We start from the raw sequence: 20,477 nt of genomic DNA on the forward strand, positions 1-20,477 counted from the left end.
CCGGGCCAGAGGGCTCCGGGCCCCGCACCGCATCCGCGGGTCCGTGCCCCGCAGGTCCGCGCCTGCGACTTCCGCGCCGAGGGGATCCGCCTGGCCGGACCCCGCCACGACCTCCCGTGAGCGGACCGGGTCGGCTCAGACGACCATGACCCGGCGCCCGCGCGTGTGACCGGCCTGGCTGTCGACGTGGGCCGCCGCGGCATCGGCGAGCGGGTACGACTTCTCGACCGGGATGTGGAGCTTGCCCAGCGCGATGAGCAGGGCGGCCTCGGCGAGCGCGTCCGGCACGCTCCCGGCCGTGCCGGAGAACCGGGCGCCGTGCAGCGGCGCGTCGAGATCGGCGATGGAGACCACCTTCCGCGGATCCCCGGTCAGCTCGCCGAGTTCACGGATCACGCCCGAACCGGCCAGATCGAGCGCCGCGTCGACACCGCCGAGCCGGCGCACCCGTTCCACCCAGCCCTCGCCGTACGTCGTCGCGACGGCACCGAGGCCGCGCAGATAGTCCTGGTTCGCGGCCCCGGCCGTGCCGATCACCGCGATGCCGCGCTCGCGGGCGATCTGCAGTACCGCCGAACCGACTCCCCCCGACGCACCGCTGACCAGCAGCGTCCGACCGGGTCGCACGCCGACCTCGCGGATGATGCGCAGCGCTGTCTCCACCACGGACGGGTACCCGGCGGCCTCTTCGAACGTCAGCCCCTCGGGCATGCGGACCCAGGCCGACAGCACGGCGAACTCGGCGTAGGTGCCGGTGCCTTCGCCGAACACGGGGTCGCCCACCTCGACCCCCGCGACGCCCTCGCCGACCTCGTCCACCACCCCTGCGGCGTCCTGGCCGACCCCGGAGGGCAACTCGGTCGGATGGGCGCCGAGGATCTGGCCCTCGCGGATCCTCCAGTCGACGGGGTTCACGCCCGCCGCCCGTACGGCGATGCGTACCTGGCCGGGGCCCGCGTGGGGCTCCTCGGCGTCTATGAGGTGCAGGACGTCCGGACCGCCGAACTCGGCGAAGCTCACCTTCTTCATGCGGGGACCGTAGCACTAACAGTTAGCTTTTTGAAACGACTCCACTTTTGCATCTGGTAGCGTCAGCGCATGACCGTGCCGCCCGGACGCCGTGAGCGCAAGAAGGCCGCGACCCGCCAGAGGATCGCCGACACCGCCCTGCGGCTCTTCCTGGAACGCGGGTACGACGCGGTGGGCATCCGTGACGTGGCCGCCGAGGCCGACGTGGCCGTCACCACGCTCTTCTCCCACTTCGCCTCGAAGGAGGCGCTGGTCTTCGAGCGGGACGAGGACTTCGAGCAGCGCCTCACGCAGGCGGTCACCGGCCGGGCGCCGCACGAACCGCTCATCCCCGCGCTGCGTGAGGAGATCCTGGCCCTGGTGCGCCACTGCACGGCGGACAGCGCCGCCCCGGTCTGGCGCATGATCGACGGGTCGCCCGCGCTGCGGAAGTACGAGGAGTCGGTGCGGCTGCGGCACGCGGAGACGCTGGCCGCGGCCATCGCAGGCGATCCCGAACCGCCGGTGAGCGCGACGGCGAGCCGGGCGATCGCGAGGTTCGTGATCGACGCCTATGCGCTGGCCCGCGAGGCGGCCGACCCGGAAGGCGCGGTGGACGAGGTCTTCCCGATGATCGAGGCGGCCTGGGAGGTCACCCGCGCCTCGCGGCGGGCGTGAGCAGAAAGCCGTCACACCCCGGCCGACCCTCCTGCGTTCACGGATCGGGCGGGGTGTGACGGCCGGCGGCGTCCGCCTCGAACGGCCGGAGCCAGCTGACGCCGGACCGGCGGCGGCCTCCGTGCCCGGTCAGCCGCTGTGGAGGATCCGAAAGCGATTGCTGTTCTTCGGGTCTCGCTCAACGACCTGCATGGGAGCGGATTCCCACTGCCGGACTCCTCCACCTGGCGGGCAGGAGAAACGGATCTCTCCGCGGCTGCCCGGTACCGCGAGGTGCGGCCAGGACTCGGCGACGCTCGCTCGGTCGGCTCCGTGGGAACGCAGTGCTTCAGCGAGCACTGTCACGGTGTCGTACCCCTCGAAGGCGACGAAGGACGGTGCTGTTGCCAGACGTTCGGCGAGCGCGGCCTCGGTGCGCTGTCCGAGGGCACCGAGGCGAGCAGGCAGGTAGCGCAGAAAGGGAATGGCGGATCCGTCATCTCCGAGGGCGGTCACCCATGCGGCGAACTCCGGCTGCCCGGCAGGAGCACCGATCAGAAGCTCGGCGAGACGAGGGTCGTGGCGGGCGGACTTGACCAGCGACACGGCGGGTTCCGGATTGCCGACGAGGAGAAGGAGCGCCGTCGCCCGTCGGTCGGCAACGGCATCGCACACCGCCGCAGGAGCAAGCGCGCGCATGTCGAGCTCCGTGACGGTCGCTCCGCGTGCGGCGAGCCGGTCCCGGAGAACAGCTGCTCCGGCGGCCCAGTAGATGCTCGGCTGGGTCACGACGGCCACGTGCCGATGCCCGGCGTCCAGGAGGAAGTCCGCGTAGAGGTTCCAGCCGCGGGACTGCCGCGGAGGCAGCCGCGCGACCCATCGGGTCGGCCCGTCGGTGAGTGCGTCGAGGACCGCGGACGAGCAGAGGAACGGAACGCCGAGCGCGTCGGCCCGGGCGGCAGCGGCGCGAGCGACGACACTGTGGTACTCACCCGCCAGTGCGACCACTCCCTCGCGGGCCAAGTCGTCCACTGCGGTGATCGCCCTGCTCGGATCGGCAGCGGTGTCTCGGACGAGAAGCTCCAGTGGCCTGCCGTTGATGCCGCCGCCCTCATTGACTTCGCGGACCGCCAGATCAAGTCCGGCGAGCAGGTGGCGGCCTGCCTCGACCCACCCGGGGCGTGTCAGGGGAACAAGGGCGCCGATCAGGAGCGCCGACCTGTCGGTTCGCCCTGTCTCAGAAAGTGGGGGTGCAGTGTTCATGAGTCCTGGTTCCTCGGTCACGGTCGTGCTGCACCGGCTGGAGTTCCGAGTTGCCTGAACTCCCCGGCCTTGCTGGTGTATCCCATCGCGTTCCGGCGGAAGTTGCCCCGTCCCGCACCTGGCCGGTTCGTGCCCGGCTGTCGGGCCTCCGGTGACGGCCTGACGGACTGACGGCCTGACGGATGAGGCTGCGGCCGAACACCTGGGCCTTCGAGCGGCCACAAATGCCGTGCACGGGAACAGTCCCGGACACGGCCGGGCGGGGCACGCTCCAAGGAGGGCCTCGACCGAGGCCGTGACAAGGAGATGCGCGCGACATGCTGGAAATCACACGCAAGCACGGGTGGAGCCGTGACCACGAGATCGCCCTCGACGGCTCCCCGGTGGCGCACTGGCGGCGCCGGGGACGCCGGTCCGGAGGTCCGCTCGAACTGGCAGGGGAGACTCTGGAGTTCCATGTCGCCCGATGGGGCCGATCGTACGAGCTGCGGGCCGCCGACGCGGTCCGCGCCTCGGCCCACCGCACCGGACGGGTGTGGGAGGTGGTCTGCGACGGCGACGACTACCGTCTGGAGCGGATCTCGCGGTTCCGCCGGCCCTGGCGGCTCCTGCACCACGGAAGGGAACTGGGCACCTTCACCCGCACTCGCCCCGGCCGGGGCCTGTCCGCCGAACTCGGCACCGCTCCCGTGCCCGTGCAGGTCTTCACCGGTCTGGTGGTGCAGTCCCTCTGGCAGCGCCAGGACGCCAGCACCGCCGCCGCGTCCAGCAGTTGACCACGACCGCTTGCGGGGACGGGCCGTGGACGGGACCTGCGAAGCGGTCCTCACCGCGTTGACGGCCCCCGGCTCCAATGCCCAGGGGAGGCCCTGGGATGCCGCCGCGCCCCTCCCTGACCCACTGCGTAGCAGGCCAGACGGGGCGCGGCGGCATTCGCGCACTCAGATGTCGCGGGAGAGACCGGGCGATTCTGCTCAGGCGACTTGGAAGGACCGCTTGGACAGCCCGAACCGATAGCCCTCGATCGTCGTCCGTACGGGCACGTCGGCGTCGGTTGCGACTCCGAGGGTGACGAACATGGGCGTGTAGTGCTCGACGGTGGGATGCGCGAAGCGCACCGCGGGGGCGAGGCTGCGGTAGTCGGCCAGGGCGTCGACGTCACCACGGGCGAGGGCGTCGGCGGCCCAGGCGTCGAAGTCGGCGGACCAGGAGGGGACGACGTTGTGCACGAACTGGTCCCGGGTCAGGAAGGGAACACCGTGCGTCATGTAGCCCGACCCGATGACGAGCACGCCTTCCTCACGCAGCCCCTGCAGTCGGCGGCCGATGTCCAGCAGTCGGGCGGGGTCGTGGGTGGGCAAGGACATCTGCAGGACCGGGACGTCGCCGTAGGGGTACATGATTTTCAACGGGACCCACGCGCCGTGGTCCAGGCCACGACTGGTGTGTTGGTGGATCGGTTCGCTGTCGGGCATCGAGGCCGCGACCCGGGCGGCCAGTGCCCCGGCGTCCGGTGTCTCGTAGGTCATCCGGAAGTACCGCTCGGCGAAGCCCCCGAAGTCGTGGACCAACGGTGTGGCCGGGTCCGACGCCGACAGGCTGAGCGGAGCCGATTCCCAGTGCGCGCTGACGATCAGGATCGCGGTCGGCTTGGGCAGGGACTGGGACCAGCCGAACAGCTCGCTCATCCACACCGCGTCCTCGAACAGCGCCGGAGAGCCATGGCTGAGGTAGAGCGCGGGCATCGGCCCGTCGGCGGGCGTCCAGCGGCGCTGACCGCGACTGGCGGGAGCCTGCTCGCTCATGAACCGGTCGTGGACCGCCGCGGGATCGACGGGAGCTTTCATGGTTGACCTCACTGCGCCTCGATCACGTCTGCGGTGGCGGAGCGCTCTTCGAGTCCGTAGAGCCTCATGGCGCCTCAGCTTCGGACGGCCGTGAGGGCGCCGGCCCAGGACTCGAGCTGGTCGAACAGGACGGACGCAGCGGAGTCGTGCGTCGCGGAGGGCTTGAACACCGAGTAGTTCTCGAAGTCGGTGAGCAGCGAGAACGACAACTGCTGGCGGACATGGGCCAGTTGCAGTTCACTCGAGATCGCCCGCAGGTGCTCGATCGCCCGCGTACCGCCGAGCGAGCCGTAGGAGACGAAGGCCGCCGCCTTGTTGTTCCACTCGGCGTAGAGGTAGTCGATGGCGTTCTTCAGCACGCCGGAGGTGGAGTGGTTGTACTCCGGGGTCACGAAGATGTACCCGTCGAACTCCTTGATCCTGGCGGCCCATGCCTTCGTGTGCTCGCCCGCGTACAGGCCCCTGCTCGCCGGCACCGCCTCGTCCAGGTGCGGCAGCGGGTGGTCGAGCAGGTCGATCAGCTCGTAGTCGGCGTTCGCCCGCTCCTTGGCCCGGGCCAGCACCCATTGCGCGACCGCCTCGCCGTTACGGCCGGGGCGGGTGCTGCCGAGAATGACGGCCAACTTCAGGTTGCTCATGGATGGTCCTTCCGCTTCTGGTCACGCTTGAACATTCAAGCGTGACCTTAACCGTCTTCACATGAGGATTCAAGTTGGTCTCGCCGCCATTAGGCTGCGCACATGTCTGTCCCAGGGGAGTCCGAGATGTCCGAGCCACAGTGGCTCAGTGGCGATCAGCTGGCGGCGTGGCGCGGGTTCATGAGGCTTCTCCAGAGGCTGCCGGCGGCGCTGGAGTCGCAGCTTCAGCAGGACTCGAAGCTCAGCTTCATCGAGTACTACGTGCTCGCGCACCTGTCCGACCAGCCCGAGCACCGCATGCGGATCAGCGAGCTCGCGGTCCTGGCCAACACGGAACTGTCCCGTCTGTCCCACATGATCAACCGGCTCGAGAAGCGCGGGTTCGTGCGCCGCGAGCCGGACCCGCACAACGGACGGTACACACAGGCGATCCTCACCGAAGCCGGTTTCGCGTACCTGGCGGACGCGGCGCCCCGACACGTCAGACACGTGCTGGACCTGTTCATCGACGTCGTGACCCCCGATGAACTACGGACCCTGCACCGGATTTCCGACAAGGTCCTCGCCCGCATCGAGCACGCGGGATGAGACGACGAGCGACCGTGCCGACGCGGTGACACGATCCTGTGGAAGCGCCCGCGAGTGATCCCGGTCGAGGACGAGGCGTCCGGTCGCGCGGGGCGGGTGTGTCAACCTGCCCGCGCGCGCACTCAAGTTGACACACCCCACGAGTGGCGCAGAGGTCAGATTGCGGGATGCTGGTCGCGGACCGGGCTGACCGACTCCAGCAGGGCTGCCAGGTGCAGGATGGTGGATTCGGCGTGCCAGCCGGCGGCGAGCTGAACGCCGATGGGCAGGCCATCGCTGCTGGTGCCGAACCGCATCGACAGCGCGGGCAGGCCGGTCAGGTTGAAGGGGATGGTGGCGGTCTGGATGTGTGCGGCATCCACGATGTGACCGTCGATCGTGAACCGGGTGAGGCCGTGCTCGTGGGCCGGGATCGGCAGAACCGGCAGCAGTAGGGCGTCGAACCGGTGGAAGTAGGCGGCGAAGGCGTCCCGCAGACGCTCGATGCCCTGTTCGGCCAGGACGTAGTCGCGCATCGAGGTGTCGGGGCCGGCCAGCATGTTCCGTGACACGGTGAACATCTGGTCCTCGTGCCCGGCGGTGACCTCCGCGAAGGCGGGCTTCACCTCCATCACGTGCTGCTTGTAGAACAGTTCGAGCGGGTTGTCGCGTGCGAAGGCCGGGATGTCCACCTGCTCGACCCGCGCGCCCGCGCCCTTGAGGGCTTCGGCGGCGGCGTGCACCGTGGCAGCCACCTGCGGGTCGATGGGGCCGAGCCCGGAGTCGACGAGCCAGCCCACGCGCACCGGGCGGTCGGGGTCGGCGCCCAGCCCCGCGTCATAGGAGCGGGGGGTGGTGGCGAAGCCGTCGGCGCCGTCGGGTCCGGACATCAGTGAGTAGGTCAGGGCGACGTCGCGGACGGTGCGGGCCATGGGGCCCACATGCCAGTCCCGCCGTGGTACGCGCGGCCACACGCCGGTCATGGGGATCCGGCCGTGGGTGGCCTTCAGCGCGACGATGCCGGTGTGGGCGGCCGGGCCGCGCACCGAGATCGCCAGGTCGCTGCCGAGCCCGAAGGGGGACAGTCCGGCGGCGACGGCCGCCGACTCGCCACCGCTCGAGCCGCCGGCCGTGCGGTCGAGGTGGTAGGGATTGTTCGTCCGACCGGTGAGCAGGTTGTCGCTTTCGGTGGAGTAGGAGAACTCCGGCAGGTTGGTCTTTGCCAGCAGGATGCCGCCGGCCTCCTTGATGCGGGCGACGCTGGTGGCATCGGTGTCGGGGATGCGGCCCTTGAAGATCGGGGAGCCGCGCTGGGTCAGCACCCCGATGGTGTCGAAGGAGTCCTTGGCCGTGAACGGGACGCCGTGCAGGGGACCGCTGTGCACGCCCCCCGCCAGAGCCCGGTCGGCGGCTTTCGCCGCTTCCAGCGCATCGTCGGCGAGCGTGACGACGGCGTTGATCTTCGGGTTGACGGCCTCGATGCGGTCCAGGTGAGCCTGGACCACCTCGACGGCGGACACCTTCTTGGCGCGGATCAGCTCAGCGAGCTCGATGGCGTCCGCGCGGGTCAGGTCGGTATTCATGATCGTTCCTCTAGTAGACTGGTCGTCTCTGCAATGGCCGTGAAAACTGCCGGCGGCGATGCCGCCGGCAGCGATGCTGTTCAGTTGTGCAGGATGCGGCGCGTGGTCGCCATGCACCGGTCGAGACAGGCCGTGCTGCGATGGATCTTGGCCATCACACTGGCGCCGAGCCACAGGTCGTAGAGAGTCTCGGCGGTCGCGCGTGGATCGGCATCGATGGTCAGGGATCCGTCGCCGACACCAGCGGTGATCATCCGCTCCAGTCGGTCGACGATCTGTGTGGTCCCGGCCTTCATGGTCTCCCGCATCGCCTCCGAGAGGTCGGCGATCTCGGCGCCGAGCTTGACCACCAGGCATCGCCCCTGGCAGTCGTCCACGGCCTGGGTGTCGTAGAAGTTCTGCCAGTACTGCATCAGCTGCTGTGCCGCGTTCTTGTTCCGGTCGGCGGTGATGCGGTCCATGGTGGCGAAGTACTCGTCGAAGTAGCGCTGCAGCAGCGCCTCGCCGAACGCGTCGCGGGAGGTGAAGAAGTGATAGAAGGACCCCTTCGGAACCCCTGCCTCCTTCAGGATTTCGTTCAGGCCGACCGCGCTGTATCCCTTGGCGGTGATCACTCTTCGCCCGCTGTCCAGGATGGCCCGGCGCGTGTCGACCCTCGCTGCTGTCATGGATCCATAGTGCCATGGCGTAGACCGGTCGTCTCACTCGGCGGAGAGGTCTCGCGCTGCACGGAGAAATGGACCCTCGGCCACGTGCGCACGCCGGCCTCGGCGCCGGCTCGATCGGCCTCCTTCATCGCCGTGCGACGTCCAGCGTCCCGCTTCACCCCCGGTCCTCCGGGAACGACGCTACGAGCCGGCGGAATCCTTCGGGACGCGCCCGGGGGTCTGTTGCCGGGAGTGGTCTCCCGCGAAGAGAGTGATCGCGTCGGTGATGAGCGCGTCCATCTGGTTGACGGGCGCTCTGCCGGCGATGATGAGTGCGGCGATGCCTTGAAGAGTGGCAACGAGGAGCAGGCGCAGTCGCTCGGGGTCAACCGGTGGGAGCCGTCCCACCTGCTGCCCCTGGTGAATCAGGTCGCCCACCGCGGTGGACAGCCCCATGAAGCTTTCGGTGAGGGCGTTCGGCTCGCCCCCGCTCTTCCTGGCGAACATGAGGTCGAGCAGGGCACTCTCACGCACCGCGAACCGGACGTACGCGGTCGCCGTCGCCCGCAGTCGCGCCTCGAAGTCCGGCGCGGCGCCACCGATCGCCGCGCGCACCTCGTCGCCAAGGCGGAGGAATCCCGCCTCCGCGAGGGCGTCCAGTAGGGATTGGCGGTCGGGGAAGTGGTGACGGGGCGCACCGTGGCTGACTCCTGCCCTCCGCGCGAGCTCACGCAGCGAGAGGTTCTCGGCGCCGTCCTCGCGAAGGATGCGCTCCGCTTCGGTGAGCAGGGCGGTCCGCAGGCGGCCGTGGTGGTAGGGGTGCGTCGTCATGGGGTGCAGTCTAGCCCCAATGTAGTCATTGACAGGTTTCTAGTCGCTGACTACATTCTTGTCCATGACTACATGGACTGTGCGTGACATTCCTGATCTGACCGGCACCACGGCGATCGTCACCGGTGCGAGCGCCGGGGTCGGGCGGTCCACCGCCCAGGCGTTGTCGGCGGCCGGAGCCCGAGTGGTCCTCGCGGTGCGCAACTCCGAAAAGGGCCGGAAGGCAGCTGCCGGCATGCCCGGGAAAACCGAGGTCCGCGAGCTCGACCTCGCCGACCTCGCATCGGTGCGGACGTTCGCTGCGGGCTGGGACGGCCCGATCGACCTGCTGGTCAACAATGCCGGGATCTCGGCTCCCTCCCTCGCCCGCACTGCCGACGGTTTCGAGTCCTCGTTCGGCGTCAACCACCTCGGCCACTTCGCCCTGACCAACCTGCTGTTCGAGCACCTCGCCGGCCGGGTCGTGACGGTTGCCTCACAGGCCGAGCGCATGGGCCGGCTCGACTTCGGAGACCTCGACTGGCAGCGGCGCCCCTTTCGCGGCTCCCGGGCCTACAACGACTCCAAGCTGGCAAACCTGCTGTTCACCGCGGAACTCCAGCGCCGGCTGATCGCCGCCGGGTCCGGCGTACTGGCGCAGGCGGCGCATCCCGGTCTGGTGGCGACCGACATCTACCAGCGTGACGGGCACCGCCCGCCCCTGCCGTGGGCCGTAGCCCTCAAGCTGCTGGCGCAAGGCCCCGACCGGGGCGCCCTTCCCGTGCTGTACGCAGCTGTCGCCGACATCCCCGGCGACAGCTTCACCGGCCCCAGCCACCTCGGCCATATGCGAGGCGCCCCCGAACTCATCGCACGCTCGGCCACCGCGCGGGATCTGGACCTCGCGGCCCGCCTCTGGGATGTCTCCGAACGGCTCACCCGCGTGAACTGCCCGGTCTGAAACTGGAGTTCGGCGAAACTGGGCTCGCGGGCCGGTACGAGGAGGCGGTCACTTCGAGTCGATGCTGCCCAGCGGGTCGACGGCCGCGGCCAGAGACCGACGGGCGGCAGGCCACGCGTCGTTGTCGAGGCCGAGCGCGGTGTGCAGATACGCCAGGGTGACGTGCTGGACGAGTGCGACACGCTCGGGGCTCTCGTCGGTGGTGCGGGTGTCGTTGGCCCCCTGGATGCCGCCGAGTCCGTGTTCGGCTCCGAAGAGGGTGAGCAGATCGGTGGCGCCGGAGCTGAGGCGGTATCCGTCGGTGAACCAGTCCGGACCGCGCACCGTCAACGGAGACCGGTCGTGGTCGCCGGCGACCACGAGGCTGGGTGTCTTCAGCTCGGCGAAATCTGGGCTCATGAACGGGAAGTACTGGGCGGCGAGCGGGGTCAGGTCGGGTCCGCCGGTACCGGGCAGGCAGAGCAGTACCGCCGCTTTCACCCGCGAGTCGGTCGTGCTCTCACCGGGCGTCCCGTCGGCGTCGACGACCCGTGCGCCCACCAGGGTGCTGGCGGTCTGTGCGCCCCAGGAGTGTCCGGCGACCGTGATGCGGTCGTGGTCGATGCGGCCGGCCAACCCGGGTACGCCGGCTTCGATGGCGTCGAGCTGGTCCAGGATCCGGGTCAGGTCGTCGGTGCGGATACGCCAGATGAGCGGGGTGCGCGGGTCGTCGGGGGGCAGGCCCAGCGAGTCGAGATGGGTGGGCTGGACGACGACGAATCCGTGGGAGGCCCAGAAAGCGACCAGAGGTGCGTAATCGTCCATGGTCAAGGTCATGCCGTGGGAGAAGACGACGACGGGCAGATCGTGGCCGGTCGTCGGCGCTGTGACCCGTACCTCCAGGTCCTGGCCGCGGTCCGGGGCGGCCAGTGCGAGCGGGCTGACAGAGACCACCGGGGTGGTGAAGCCGTTGCCGCCGTCGGTCGACGTGGTGTCGCTCATGTGTGAATGCCTCTCTCGAACAAGCCCAGTGGGCCGTGCTGCGCGGTGTCTGGCATCATTTCGATACGGAGCGCCGCTCCGGGTGACAATACGGAGCGCCGCTCCGCTTCGCAACCGGGAGATGCTCACGATGTCCACGGCCGATACGCCGCCGGCACCTGCAGGTCGCCGGCGATCCGACGTCCGCCGAAACGAGCGGAAGCTCCTGGACGCGGCCGCGGCCGTGTTCGTCCGTATGGGGATCGACGCGCCCGTGCGGGAGATCGCCGCCGAATCGGGCCTCGGCATGGGCACCATCTACCGCCACTTCCCCACCCGGGCGGACTTGGTGGTCGCGGTCTTCCGGCACCAGCTCGACGCGCTCGCCGCTGCCGCCGACCATCCCGCGGCTGCCGACACGCCGTACGAGGTCTTGCGGCGGTGGGTTCACCAGTTCGCCGACTTCCTGGTCACCAAGCACGGCCTCGCCGAGGCGCTGCACTCGGACCAAGCCGGATTCGAGGCCCTGCACAACGAGTTCGTCGAACGCCTGCTGCCCGTGCTCGACCAGCTGCTGAAAGCCTCTGCCTCCGCCGGCTGTACACGCGCCGACGTACGGGCCTACGACTTCATGCTCGGCATCGGCAACCTCTGTATCGGAGTCGAGACCTTCCCCGACTACCAGGCCCGCCGCATGATCGACCTGCTGCTCGCCGGCCTTGCCCGGACATCCCCGGCGCCGAGCTGACTTTGGGGCGTGCCGCTCGGTGATTCGTTGGTCCGGCGTGAGCGCGCCGGTAGAGCAACGGGCCGTGCGGGCGGCCGAGTTCGAGGCGATTCTGCCGCACCGCGACGAGTGGCGGCGTCGCCTCCTGAGAGGGGCCCAGGCCCAGTCTCTCGGCATTCGCCGGGGCCGGGCGAAAGCCCGTGCCCCGGCGGAGTGCGGATGCCCGGCGGTCAGCCCACCGCGCTCGCCCTCTGGGCCGCGGTCAGCTCCGAAGGCCGGACAGCACCCGCAGGGTCCCCCACGGAGGGGATGACCCTGTGAGCACCGGCGGGGGACACGGCTTTCGCTCCGGCCGTCGTGACCCTGTGGGCACCGGCGGGGGACACGGCTTTCGCTCCGGTGGTCGTGACCCTGTGGGCACCGGCGGGGGACACGGCTTTCGCTCCGGTGGTCGTGACCCTGTGAGCACCGGCGGTGGACGCGGCAGCAGCGGTGTGGCTCGGGGCCGCGGAGGCGACACCGACCGTGCCCGCAGCGGCCAGAGCGGTTCCGACGACGAGGCAGTACATCCTGCGGCGGCTCTGCGTGATCTTACGGTGACGTGACAACGATCTTCCTCTGTCCCGGTCTCGGGCTGCCACTCGTGGCGCGGAAGCCCTGGTGTGAGAGGAGTACGGCAGTGGACACGGGCGGGTTGCACGCAGCGGGAGAGAATCTTTTCCTGCCGCACCGTGCAACCCCGGACGCCCGCTCCCCGTATGTACTACGGGCGGGGGATGTGCGAGTGGAGGGTCGGCAAGAGTGAGGGAAGCCGTCCGGGAGCGGGAGTTCCGGGAGTTCGCCGAGACGCGGCAGGCACAGCTGAGACGCAGCGCCTACCTGCTGTGCGGTGATTGGCACCAGGCACAGGACCTGACTCAGACTGCTTTGATGAAGCTGTACGCGGCCTGGGGCCGGGTCGCCCGGGACGGCAACGTGGACGCGTACGCCCGTACCATCCTGACCCGTACCTTCATCGACCAGCAGCGCAAGCGGGGTTGGCGCGAGGAGTCGGTGAGCGAGCCGCCCGATCTGCCCTCCGCCGTCTCGGTGACCCCGGAGTTGCGATGGATGATGCAAGAGGCCCTGATGGAGCTGCCGCCCCGCTACCGAGCCGTGTTGGTCCTGCGGTTCTGGGAGGACTGGACCGTCGACCAGACCGCACACGCACTCCAGGTGAGCCCGGGGACGGTCAAGAGCCAGAGTGCCCGCGGGCTCGCCCGGCTCAAGGACATCATCGAGCGCCTGACCAGCGAACGGACCGGCAGATGAGACCGGACATGGACAAGCACGACGACTCTCTGCACGCCGCCTTCGAAGCGATCCTTGGTTCGCAGCCCGAGGTGCCGCTGCCCAGTGTCACCGACGCCGCGGTCGCGGGCGGTCGCCGCATCCGGCGCCGCCGGGCCGCGCTCGCCGCGGTGAGCGCGCTGGCGGTCGCCTCCGCGGTCGTCGTGGCCGTCGGCCTGACCCGGACGGACACCGCACGCACCACGCCGCCTCTGGCCCCCATCGGTACAACCGGCCCGACGACCCCTGCGACGCCCCACCCGACCGCGCCCGCACCGAAGAACTCCGGGGCAGTCTCTCCCTTCCGGCCGAAGGCGGGAGCCACCCCACACCAGGGCGCGAACGACCCGAACGGGGCAGTGTCGGTTTCGGGGGGTCAGGGCCCGGCGGCCCGACGGGTGGCTCCGTAGTGACGCCGCGGTGCATCGCGACAGTCGACCTGGCGACCGATCCCGGTCAGCAACTGGTGCCGCTGCGCAGCGTGGTGTGCAGCCCGATGAGCCACGAGCAGCTGAACCTGCTCGGCCCGGAACCCGTTGACCGACAGCGGCAGACCGCCCCGGTCGTCAGGCCCTGGACCCCGGCGTGGCGATCATCCCGCCGTCGGGCCGGGGCACTTTCCACGGTGGTCCCGTTGCTGCTCGATGACGCGCGACGACGAATCGCAACGCCAGGCAACCAAGAATCGCCCCGAAGTCGAGAGGTGCATCACTATGTCCGACCAGCCCGATTTCGATCATCTCGACGTCGAATACGACCAGTTTCTCCCTCTTCTTCAGGGCGCCGACGAGGGCCTGTTCGCCGCACTTGAGGCCGTCCCCGAGTCGGGCAGGGTGCTCGATCTCGCATGCGGCGTGGGGGAGCCGGCCGTGACACTGGCGCGGCAGCGACCCGACCTTCGGTTGACAGGCATCGACATCTCCGAGACCCAGATCGAGGCCGCGCGAGCGCGCGCCCGCAAGCTCGGTAACGATGGTGTGCGATTCGAGCTCATGTCCATGGACGCTCTGGAGTTGGAGCCCGGTTCGGTCGACGCGGTCATGTCCCGCATGGGCGCCCTGATGATGGGCGATCCCCTCCGTACGGTCCGGGAAGCCGCGCGGGTACTCGTCCCCGGCGGCAGGCTCGCCGTCGCCGTATGGGGAACGCTCGACATGCACGCTGCCATGCGGCTCGGCCTCCGCTGCCTTGACGCCGTGCTGCCCGCAGAACAAGTACCCGACCTCAGTGTCTTCGACAAGCTGGCCGCTGCCGGCGTACGTGACGGGCTCTTCCGCGAGGCAGGTCTGAACGCGGTCGAGTCGCGCACCCTTCGATGGACCTTCGAGCGCGCCGACTTCGAGAGCTGGTGGTCCTTCGTCCTTGCCATCCCCGGCCCCATGCAGGACGCGTTCCGCCGTCTTGACCAGGACGCACTCGGCCAGGCACGCCGAACCATGGCCGAGCTCGCCGCCCCTTGCCGTCGGCGGGACGGCTCTTACGCGTTCCCCATGGGCTGCCAACTTCTGAGTGGGCGACTCTGAGAGGACGTTTGATCGCGCCGCCATCGACGCGATCGTCGTGTGGTCGCGGGCGGCTGGTAGCGCCCGTGGTGGGGCGCTCGTAGCCTGCCCCGGGCCCAAAGTCCCAGAGAGGTCCCGCAGATGCCGCCGCACCGTCGCTGACCCACTGCGTAGCAGGCCAGGCGGGGGCGGCGGCATTCGCGCACTCAGATGTCGCGGAAGATCTCGATCTGCGCGCCGATCGTGTTGAGGCGTTCGGCCAGATCCTCGTAACCGCGGTTGATGACATAGACGTTGCGCAGGACCGACGTGCCCTCGGCGGCCATCATCGCCAGCAGCACCACCACCGCGGGGCGCAGCGCGGGCGGGCACATCATCTCGGCGGCGCGCCAGCGGGTCGGGCCGTCGACGAGCACCCGGTGCGGGTCGAGCAGCTTGATCTGGGCGCCCAGCCGGGTGAGTTCGGTGAGGTAGATCGCCCGGTTGTCGTAGACCCAGTCGTGGATGAGGGTGGAGCCCTGGGCGGTGGCCGCGATGGCCGCGAAGAAGGGCACGTTGTCGATGTTGAGCCCGGGGAACGGCATCGGGTGGATCTTGTCGATCGGCGAACTCAGCTTGGACGGACGGACGGTGAGGTCCACCAGCCGGGTGCGCCCGTTGTCCGCCCGGTACTCGGGGGTGAGTTCGTGGTCCAGCCCCATCTCCTCCAGCACCGCGAGCTCGATCTCCATGAACTCGATCGGCACCCGGCGGATGGTCAGTTCGGACTCGGTGACCACGGCCGCGGCCAGCAGGCTCATCGCCTCGACCGGGTCCTCGGAGGGCGCGTAGTCCACGTCGCGGTCGATCTGCGCGACGCCGTGCACGGTGAGCGTGGTGGTGCCGATGCCCTCGACCCGCACGCCCAGCTCCTCCAGGAAGAAGCACAGGTCCTGGACCATGTAGTTGGAGCTGGCATTGCGGATGACGGTCGCGCCCTCGTACCGGGCGGCGGCCAGCAGCGCGTTCTCGGTCACGGTGTCGCCGCGCTCGGTCAGCACGATCGCCCGCTTCGGGCTGACACCCCGGTCCACCTCGGCGTGGTACGAGCCGTCGGTCGCGGTGATGTCCAGGCCGAAGTGGCGCAGCGCGTTCATGTGCGGTTGGACGGTGCGGGTGCCCAGGTCGCAGCCGCCCGCGTACGGGATGCGGAAGCGGTCGGTGCGGTGCAGCAGCGGGCCGAGGAACATGATCACGCTGCGGGTGCGGCGGGCGGCGTCGGTGTCCATCGCGGCCAGGTCCAGCTCGGCCGGCGGCACGATCTCCAGGTCGTTCCCGTCGTTGATCCACCGGGTCCGGACACCGATGCTGCCCAGCACCTCCAGGATCCGGTAGACCTCCTCGATCCGGGCCACCCGGCGCAGCGTGGTGCGGCCGGCGTTCAGCAGCGTGGCGCACAGCAGCGCGACGCAGGCGTTCTTGCTCGTCTTGACGTCTATGGCGCCGGACAGCCGGCGCCCGCCGACCACTCTCAGGTGCATCGGACCGGCGTACCCGAGCGACACGATCTCGCTGTCCAGGGCCTCGCCGATCCGGGCGATCATCTCAAGGCTGATGTTCTGGTTGCCGCGCTCGATCCGGTTGACGGCGCTCTGGCTGGTGCCGAGCGCTTCCGCGAGTTGCGCCTGCGTCCAGCCGCGGTGCTGTCGCGCGTCCCGGATGAGCCTGCCGATGCGTACCAGGTAATCGTCGGTCATATGTCAGAGGCTATCTCATATTTGAGATAGGGCTAGCGGGGTTCGGCCATCCGTGGCGCGTCGGTGACATCTGTTGCGGCACTGGTACCCACGGGCACCCGTCCGACGCTCCGCCGCTCTCACCGTATCCCCGGCGACGCCGTCTGCCATCCGGGGCGCGGCCGTGCGGTGGACCCCCTCACCCACTCGGACGCCGCCCATCCGTATCCGGTTCCGTCCCGGTCTCGGTCCGGCATCCGACCGGTGAACGCGACGGTGGGGCGCGCCGCGCGTGGACACACTTCCGGCATGGTCATACGGGGGGAAGGACCGCGCGACTGGCGCGGGCGCGGTTTCGGGTCGCCGGGCGGGTACGGCACGAAGGGCGCGGTGGACGTGCCGCTGTCGGCCCGCCCGCCGCAGAGCGGCTTCTCCAACTGCCTGAGCTGCCTCGCGGTGATCACGGTCGTCGTGGTCCTGGTCCTCGGCCTGATGGTCTTCCTCGCGCTGCGGAGCCTGCGGACCGGGCCGTCGGCCCCCTCGCCGGACGACGTGCGGACCGTCGCGCACTCCGCGGGCGTCTCGGCCGCGGCGGCAGCCGCGGCGCGGCGGGACGCGGGCGCCGTGGACGCCGTCGCGAGCGCGCTGCCGGCCGGCCGGATCGGCCCCGACGCGGTCAACGACGTCTGCATCGGGCTGGTCGGCGGCAGGGACCCGAAGACGGCGCCGGTGCAGTGCGTCCGGACCACCCAGGCGATGATCGGCGGCCGCGGTGACCTGCGGTCCGCGCTGCGCGCTTCGGACCGCGGCCTGCGGGCCCACGGCTGGCGGCCGGCCGGCGTCACGCCGGGAAGCCCGCTGCCCCTGCCGGCCGGACGGCCGACACCCCCGCACGTGATCTACCTCGACGGCCGGGGCGACCGGTTGACCTTGACACCGAGCGTGCTGAGCCGCGCGTACCTGCCGCCCGGCAGCGCGCCGCAGCCCTCGCCCCGGCTGGTGGTCCAGATACCGGCCGACCCCCGGCTGGACGGCTTCCGCTCCGCCACCCCGGGTCCCTCCGCCGCCACGATCGCCGGCGCCTACGCCCACCATCCCTTCCTGCTGGGGATCCAGGTCCGCGACGTGTACCGGACCGGCGAGGCCGACGCGGCCTGACCGCGCCGGTGAGCACCGGTGGAGGCGGCCGGGCGCGGATACCCCGGCGGGCCGGGGGTACCCGATTCCGGGTGGTGTACTAGAGTTATCTCGACATCGAGATATCTGCCGAGGCGTACCGTCAGGACGCCAGCAATGCTTTGGTACGCGCGAGAACATGCATGAAGGAGACTGTCGTGTCGGCGAACAGCTTCGACGCCCGCAGCAGCTTGCAGGTGGGCGACGAATCGTATGAGATCTTCCGTCTGGACAAGGTGGACGGCTCCGCCCGGCTGCCGTACAGCCTGAAGGTGCTGCTGGAGAACCTGCTGCGTACGGAGGACGGCGCGAACATCACCGCCGACCACATCCGGGCGGTCGGCGGCTGGGACTCGCAGGCCCAGCCGAGCCAGGAGATCCAGTTCACGCCGGCCCGCGTGATCATGCAGGACTTCACGGGCGTGCCGTGCGTGGTGGACCTGGCGACCATGCGCGAGGCGGTCAAGGAACTGGGCGGCGACGCGGCGAAGATCAACCCGCTCGCCCCGGCCGAGCTGGTCATCGACCACTCGGTGATCGCCGACCGGTTCGGCACCCCGGAGTCGTTCACGCAGAACGTCGAGCTGGAGTACGGCCGCAACAAGGAGCGCTACCAGTTCCTGCGCTGGGGCCAGACCGCGTTCGACGAGTTCAAGGTGGTCCCGCCCGGCACCGGCATCGTGCACCAGGTGAACATCGAGCACCTGGCCCGCACCGTCATGGTCCGCGGCGGCCAGGCGTACCCCGACACCCTGGTCGGCACCGACTCCCACACCACCATGGTCAACGGCCTGGGCGTGCTCGGCTGGGGCGTCGGCGGCATCGAGGCCGAGGCCGCGATGCTCGGTCAGCCGGTGTCGATGCTGATCCCGCGGGTGGTCGGCTTCAAGCTCACCGGCGAACTGCCGGCCGGCACCACCGCCACCGACCTGGTGCTGACCATCACCGAGATGCTGCGCAAGCACGGCGTGGTGGGCAAGTTCGTCGAGTTCTACGGCGAGGGCGTGGCCGCCACGTCGCTGGCCAACCGCGCCACGATCGGCAACATGTCGCCCGAGTTCGGCTCCACCGCGGCGATCTTCCCGATCGACGCGGAGACGCTGAGCTACCTGACGCTGACCGGCCGCTCGGCCCAGCAGGTCGCGCTGGTGGAGGCGTACGCCAAGGAGCAGGGGCTGTGGCTGGACCCGGCCGCCGAGCCGGACTACTCCGAGAAGCTGGAGCTGGACCTGTCCACGGTGGTGCCGTCCATCGCCGGCCCCAAGCGCCCGCAGGACCGCATCGTGCTGGCGAACGCCGCCCAGCAGTTCGCCGTCGACGTGCGCAACTACGTCACCGACGACGAGGAGGCGGGCAAGGAGTCCTTCCCGGCCTCCGACGCCCCGGCCACCCACAACGGCGTGCCCACCAAGCCCACCCTGGTGACCACCCCCGAGGGCGACACCTACGAGATCGACCACGGCGCCGTCACCGTCGCCGCGATCACCTCGTGCACCAACACCTCCAACCCGTACGTGATGGTGGCCGCCGCCCTGGTGGCCAAGAAGGCGGTCGAGAAGGGCCTGACCCGCAAGCCGTGGGTCAAGACCACCCTCGCCCCGGGCTCGAAGGTCGTCACCGACTACTTCGACAAGGCGCACCTCACCCCGTACCTGGACAAGCTCGGCTTCAACCTCGTGGGGTACGGCTGCACCACCTGCATCGGCAACTCGGGCCCGCTGCCCGACGAGGTCTCCAAGGCGGTCAACGAGGCCGACCTCGCGGTCGCCGCGGTGCTCTCCGGCAACCGCAACTTCGAGGGCCGGATCAACCCGGACGTCAAGATGAACTACCTCGCCTCGCCGCCGCTGGTCGTCGCGTACGCCATCGCCGGTTCGATGAAGGTGGACATCACCAAGGACGCGCTCGGCACCGACACCGACGGCAAGCCGGTGTACCTGGAGGACATCTGGCCCACCGAGGCCGAGGTCAACGACGTGGTCGCGTCCGCGATCGGCCAGGACATGTTCCGCACCTCCTACGAGGACGTCTTCGCCGGCGACGCGCAGTGGCAGGCCCTGCCGATCCCCACCGGCAACACCTTCGAGTGGGACCCGCAGTCCACCTACGTGCGCAAGCCCCCGTACTTCGAGGGCATGACCACCGAGCCGGAGCCCGTCACCGACATCTCCGGCGCGCGGGTGCTGGCCAAGCTCGGCGACTCCGTCACCACCGACCACATCTCGCCGGCCGGCGCGATCAAGGCCGACACCCCGGCCGGCACGTACCTCACCGAGCACGGCGTGCAGCGCCGCGACTTCAACAGCTACGGCTCGCGCCGCGGCAACCACGAGGTCATGATCCGCGGCACCTTCGCCAACATCCGGCTGCGCAACCAGATCGCGCCGGGCACCGAGGGCGGCTTCACCCGCGACTTCACGCAGGAGGGTGCGCCGGTCGCGTACATCTACGACGCCTCCCGCAACTACATCGAGCAGGGCATCCCGCTGGTCGTGCTGGCGGGCAAGGAGTACGGCTCGGGCTCGTCGCGCGACTGGGCCGCCAAGGGCACCGCGCTGCTCGGCGTGAAGGCCGTCATCGCGGAGTCCTACGAGCGCATCCACCGCTCCAACCTGATCGGCATGGGAGTGCTGCCGCTGCAGTACCCCGAGGGCGAGAGCGCGCAGAGCCTGGGCCTGACCGGCGAGGAGACCTTCTCCTTCGCCGGCGTGACCGAGCTCAACGACGGCCGCACTCCGCGCACCGTGAAGGTCACCACCGACACCGGCGTCGAGTTCGACGCGGTGGTCCGGATCGACACCCCCGGAGAGGCGGACTACTACCGCAACGGCGGCATCATGCAGTACGTGCTGCGGTCGCTGCTGCGCAAGTGAGCCGCTGACCCGGGCGTAACACGTCCGTAGCATCACTGTCGGCCGTACGGGCCGCATCCCTGTCACCCGGGGGTGCGGCCCGTCCGCGTTTCCCGGCCGTTCGGCCGCCGCCCGACCCCCCCGGCAGGTTCACTAGTTGAACGCATCGATCGGGAGAGGCGTTGAGAACTGAATACAAGACCAGGCCGACCTTTCGGCCAGGCAAACATCCCAC

The 20,477-nt window shown here is 69.9% G+C and carries 19 protein-coding genes; 10 read left to right on the top strand and 9 right to left on the bottom strand.

Going from position 1 to position 20,477, the window contains the following annotated elements:
• Positions 1–135 precede the first annotated feature (135 nt).
• Positions 136–1,029 carry an NADP-dependent oxidoreductase gene (locus tag C4U44_RS07800; RefSeq protein ID WP_103884918.1) on the bottom strand — a complete coding sequence of 298 codons (894 nt, stop codon included), beginning with the start codon at positions 1,027–1,029 and terminating at the stop codon, positions 136–138.
• A 69-nt stretch (positions 1,030–1,098) separates the two neighbouring features.
• On the opposite strand from C4U44_RS07800, the gene C4U44_RS07805 reads away from it, so the two are divergent.
• Positions 1,099–1,686, top strand: coding sequence for a TetR/AcrR family transcriptional regulator (locus tag C4U44_RS07805; RefSeq protein ID WP_103884919.1), 588 nt, complete (start codon positions 1,099–1,101; stop codon positions 1,684–1,686).
• A gap of 129 nt (positions 1,687–1,815) precedes the next feature.
• Here the strand turns inward: C4U44_RS07805 and C4U44_RS07810 are convergent, their stop codons facing one another.
• On the bottom strand, positions 1,816–2,928 hold the full coding sequence (locus C4U44_RS07810) for an ABC transporter substrate-binding protein (RefSeq protein WP_103884920.1): 1,113 nt from the start codon (positions 2,926–2,928) through the stop codon (positions 1,816–1,818).
• A 317-nt stretch (positions 2,929–3,245) separates the two neighbouring features.
• Here C4U44_RS07810 and C4U44_RS07815 point away from each other — a divergent pair, with 317 nt between their 5' ends.
• Positions 3,246–3,704 (top strand): hypothetical protein, encoded by a 459-nt coding sequence (locus tag C4U44_RS07815; RefSeq protein WP_103884921.1) that lies wholly within the window; start codon positions 3,246–3,248, stop codon positions 3,702–3,704.
• Between the two features lie 198 nt (positions 3,705–3,902).
• Here C4U44_RS07815 and C4U44_RS07820 read toward each other — a convergent pair whose 3' ends face one another.
• On the bottom strand, positions 3,903–4,775 hold the full coding sequence (locus C4U44_RS07820) for a dioxygenase family protein (RefSeq protein ID WP_103884922.1): 873 nt from the start codon (positions 4,773–4,775) through the stop codon (positions 3,903–3,905).
• A gap of 74 nt (positions 4,776–4,849) precedes the next feature.
• Positions 4,850–5,413 carry an NADPH-dependent FMN reductase gene (locus C4U44_RS07825; protein ID WP_103884923.1) on the bottom strand — a complete coding sequence of 188 codons (564 nt, stop codon included), beginning with the start codon at positions 5,411–5,413 and terminating at the stop codon, positions 4,850–4,852.
• Between the two features lie 126 nt (positions 5,414–5,539).
• Between C4U44_RS07825 and C4U44_RS07830 the strand changes: the two genes are divergently transcribed.
• Positions 5,540–6,001 (top strand): MarR family winged helix-turn-helix transcriptional regulator, encoded by a 462-nt coding sequence (locus tag C4U44_RS07830; protein ID WP_103884924.1) that lies wholly within the window; start codon positions 5,540–5,542, stop codon positions 5,999–6,001.
• Between the two features lie 155 nt (positions 6,002–6,156).
• On the opposite strand, the gene C4U44_RS07835 is transcribed toward C4U44_RS07830, so the two are convergent.
• From C4U44_RS07835 to C4U44_RS07845, 3 genes are all read right to left on the bottom strand, one after another.
• Positions 6,157–7,680 (bottom strand): amidase, encoded by a 1,524-nt coding sequence (locus tag C4U44_RS07835; protein ID WP_235031904.1) that lies wholly within the window; start codon positions 7,678–7,680, stop codon positions 6,157–6,159.
• A complete protein-coding gene (locus tag C4U44_RS07840) occupies positions 7,644–8,231 on the bottom strand; it encodes a TetR/AcrR family transcriptional regulator (protein ID WP_103884926.1) in 588 nt (195 codons plus the stop codon). The genes C4U44_RS07835 and C4U44_RS07840 overlap by 37 nt, the downstream gene beginning before the upstream one ends.
• 180 nt (positions 8,232–8,411) lie before the next feature.
• A complete protein-coding gene (locus C4U44_RS07845) occupies positions 8,412–9,041 on the bottom strand; it encodes a TetR/AcrR family transcriptional regulator (RefSeq protein ID WP_103884927.1) in 630 nt (209 codons plus the stop codon).
• 64 nt (positions 9,042–9,105) lie between these two features.
• Between C4U44_RS07845 and C4U44_RS07850 the strand changes: the two genes are divergently transcribed.
• Positions 9,106–9,981, top strand: coding sequence for an oxidoreductase (locus tag C4U44_RS07850; protein ID WP_103884928.1), 876 nt, complete (start codon positions 9,106–9,108; stop codon positions 9,979–9,981).
• Positions 9,982–10,029: 48 nt separating this feature from the next.
• Here C4U44_RS07850 and C4U44_RS07855 read toward each other — a convergent pair whose 3' ends face one another.
• Positions 10,030–10,962, bottom strand: coding sequence for an alpha/beta hydrolase family protein (locus tag C4U44_RS07855; protein ID WP_103884929.1), 933 nt, complete (start codon positions 10,960–10,962; stop codon positions 10,030–10,032).
• Between the two features lie 130 nt (positions 10,963–11,092).
• Between C4U44_RS07855 and C4U44_RS07860 the strand changes: the two genes are divergently transcribed.
• The 4 genes from C4U44_RS07860 (at position 11,093) to C4U44_RS07875 (ending at position 14,520) form a co-directional block, all read left to right on the top strand.
• Entirely contained in the window at positions 11,093–11,689 is a 597-nt protein-coding gene (locus C4U44_RS07860) for a TetR/AcrR family transcriptional regulator (RefSeq protein ID WP_103885280.1), read from the top strand.
• A gap of 780 nt (positions 11,690–12,469) precedes the next feature.
• The gene (locus C4U44_RS07865) at positions 12,470–12,979 is read left to right on the top strand and encodes a SigE family RNA polymerase sigma factor (protein ID WP_103884930.1); all 510 of its coding nucleotides are present in this window, start codon (positions 12,470–12,472) and stop codon (positions 12,977–12,979) included.
• A gap of 8 nt (positions 12,980–12,987) precedes the next feature.
• A complete protein-coding gene (locus tag C4U44_RS07870; protein ID WP_103884931.1) occupies positions 12,988–13,407 on the top strand; it encodes a hypothetical protein in 420 nt (139 codons plus the stop codon).
• Positions 13,408–13,710: 303 nt separating this feature from the next.
• Entirely contained in the window at positions 13,711–14,520 is an 810-nt protein-coding gene (locus C4U44_RS07875; protein WP_160144999.1) for a class I SAM-dependent methyltransferase, read from the top strand.
• Positions 14,521–14,705: 185 nt separating this feature from the next.
• Here C4U44_RS07875 and C4U44_RS07880 read toward each other — a convergent pair whose 3' ends face one another.
• Positions 14,706–16,235: a helix-turn-helix domain-containing protein gene (locus C4U44_RS07880; protein ID WP_103884933.1), complete on the bottom strand. Its 1,530-nt coding sequence runs from the start codon at positions 16,233–16,235 to the stop codon at positions 14,706–14,708.
• A gap of 288 nt (positions 16,236–16,523) precedes the next feature.
• Between C4U44_RS07880 and C4U44_RS07885 the strand changes: the two genes are divergently transcribed.
• Together C4U44_RS07885 and acnA are read left to right on the top strand one after the other, a co-directional pair.
• On the top strand, positions 16,524–17,372 hold the full coding sequence (locus C4U44_RS07885; protein WP_103884934.1) for a hypothetical protein: 849 nt from the start codon (positions 16,524–16,526) through the stop codon (positions 17,370–17,372).
• A gap of 176 nt (positions 17,373–17,548) precedes the next feature.
• Entirely contained in the window at positions 17,549–20,263 is a 2,715-nt protein-coding gene (gene acnA, locus C4U44_RS07890) for an aconitate hydratase AcnA (RefSeq protein WP_103884935.1), read from the top strand.
• Positions 20,264–20,477 lie beyond the last annotated feature (214 nt).

The sequence above is a fragment of the Actinacidiphila yanglinensis genome (assembly GCF_900107965.1).
Lineage (GTDB): Bacteria > Actinomycetota > Actinomycetes > Streptomycetales > Streptomycetaceae > Actinacidiphila > Actinacidiphila yanglinensis.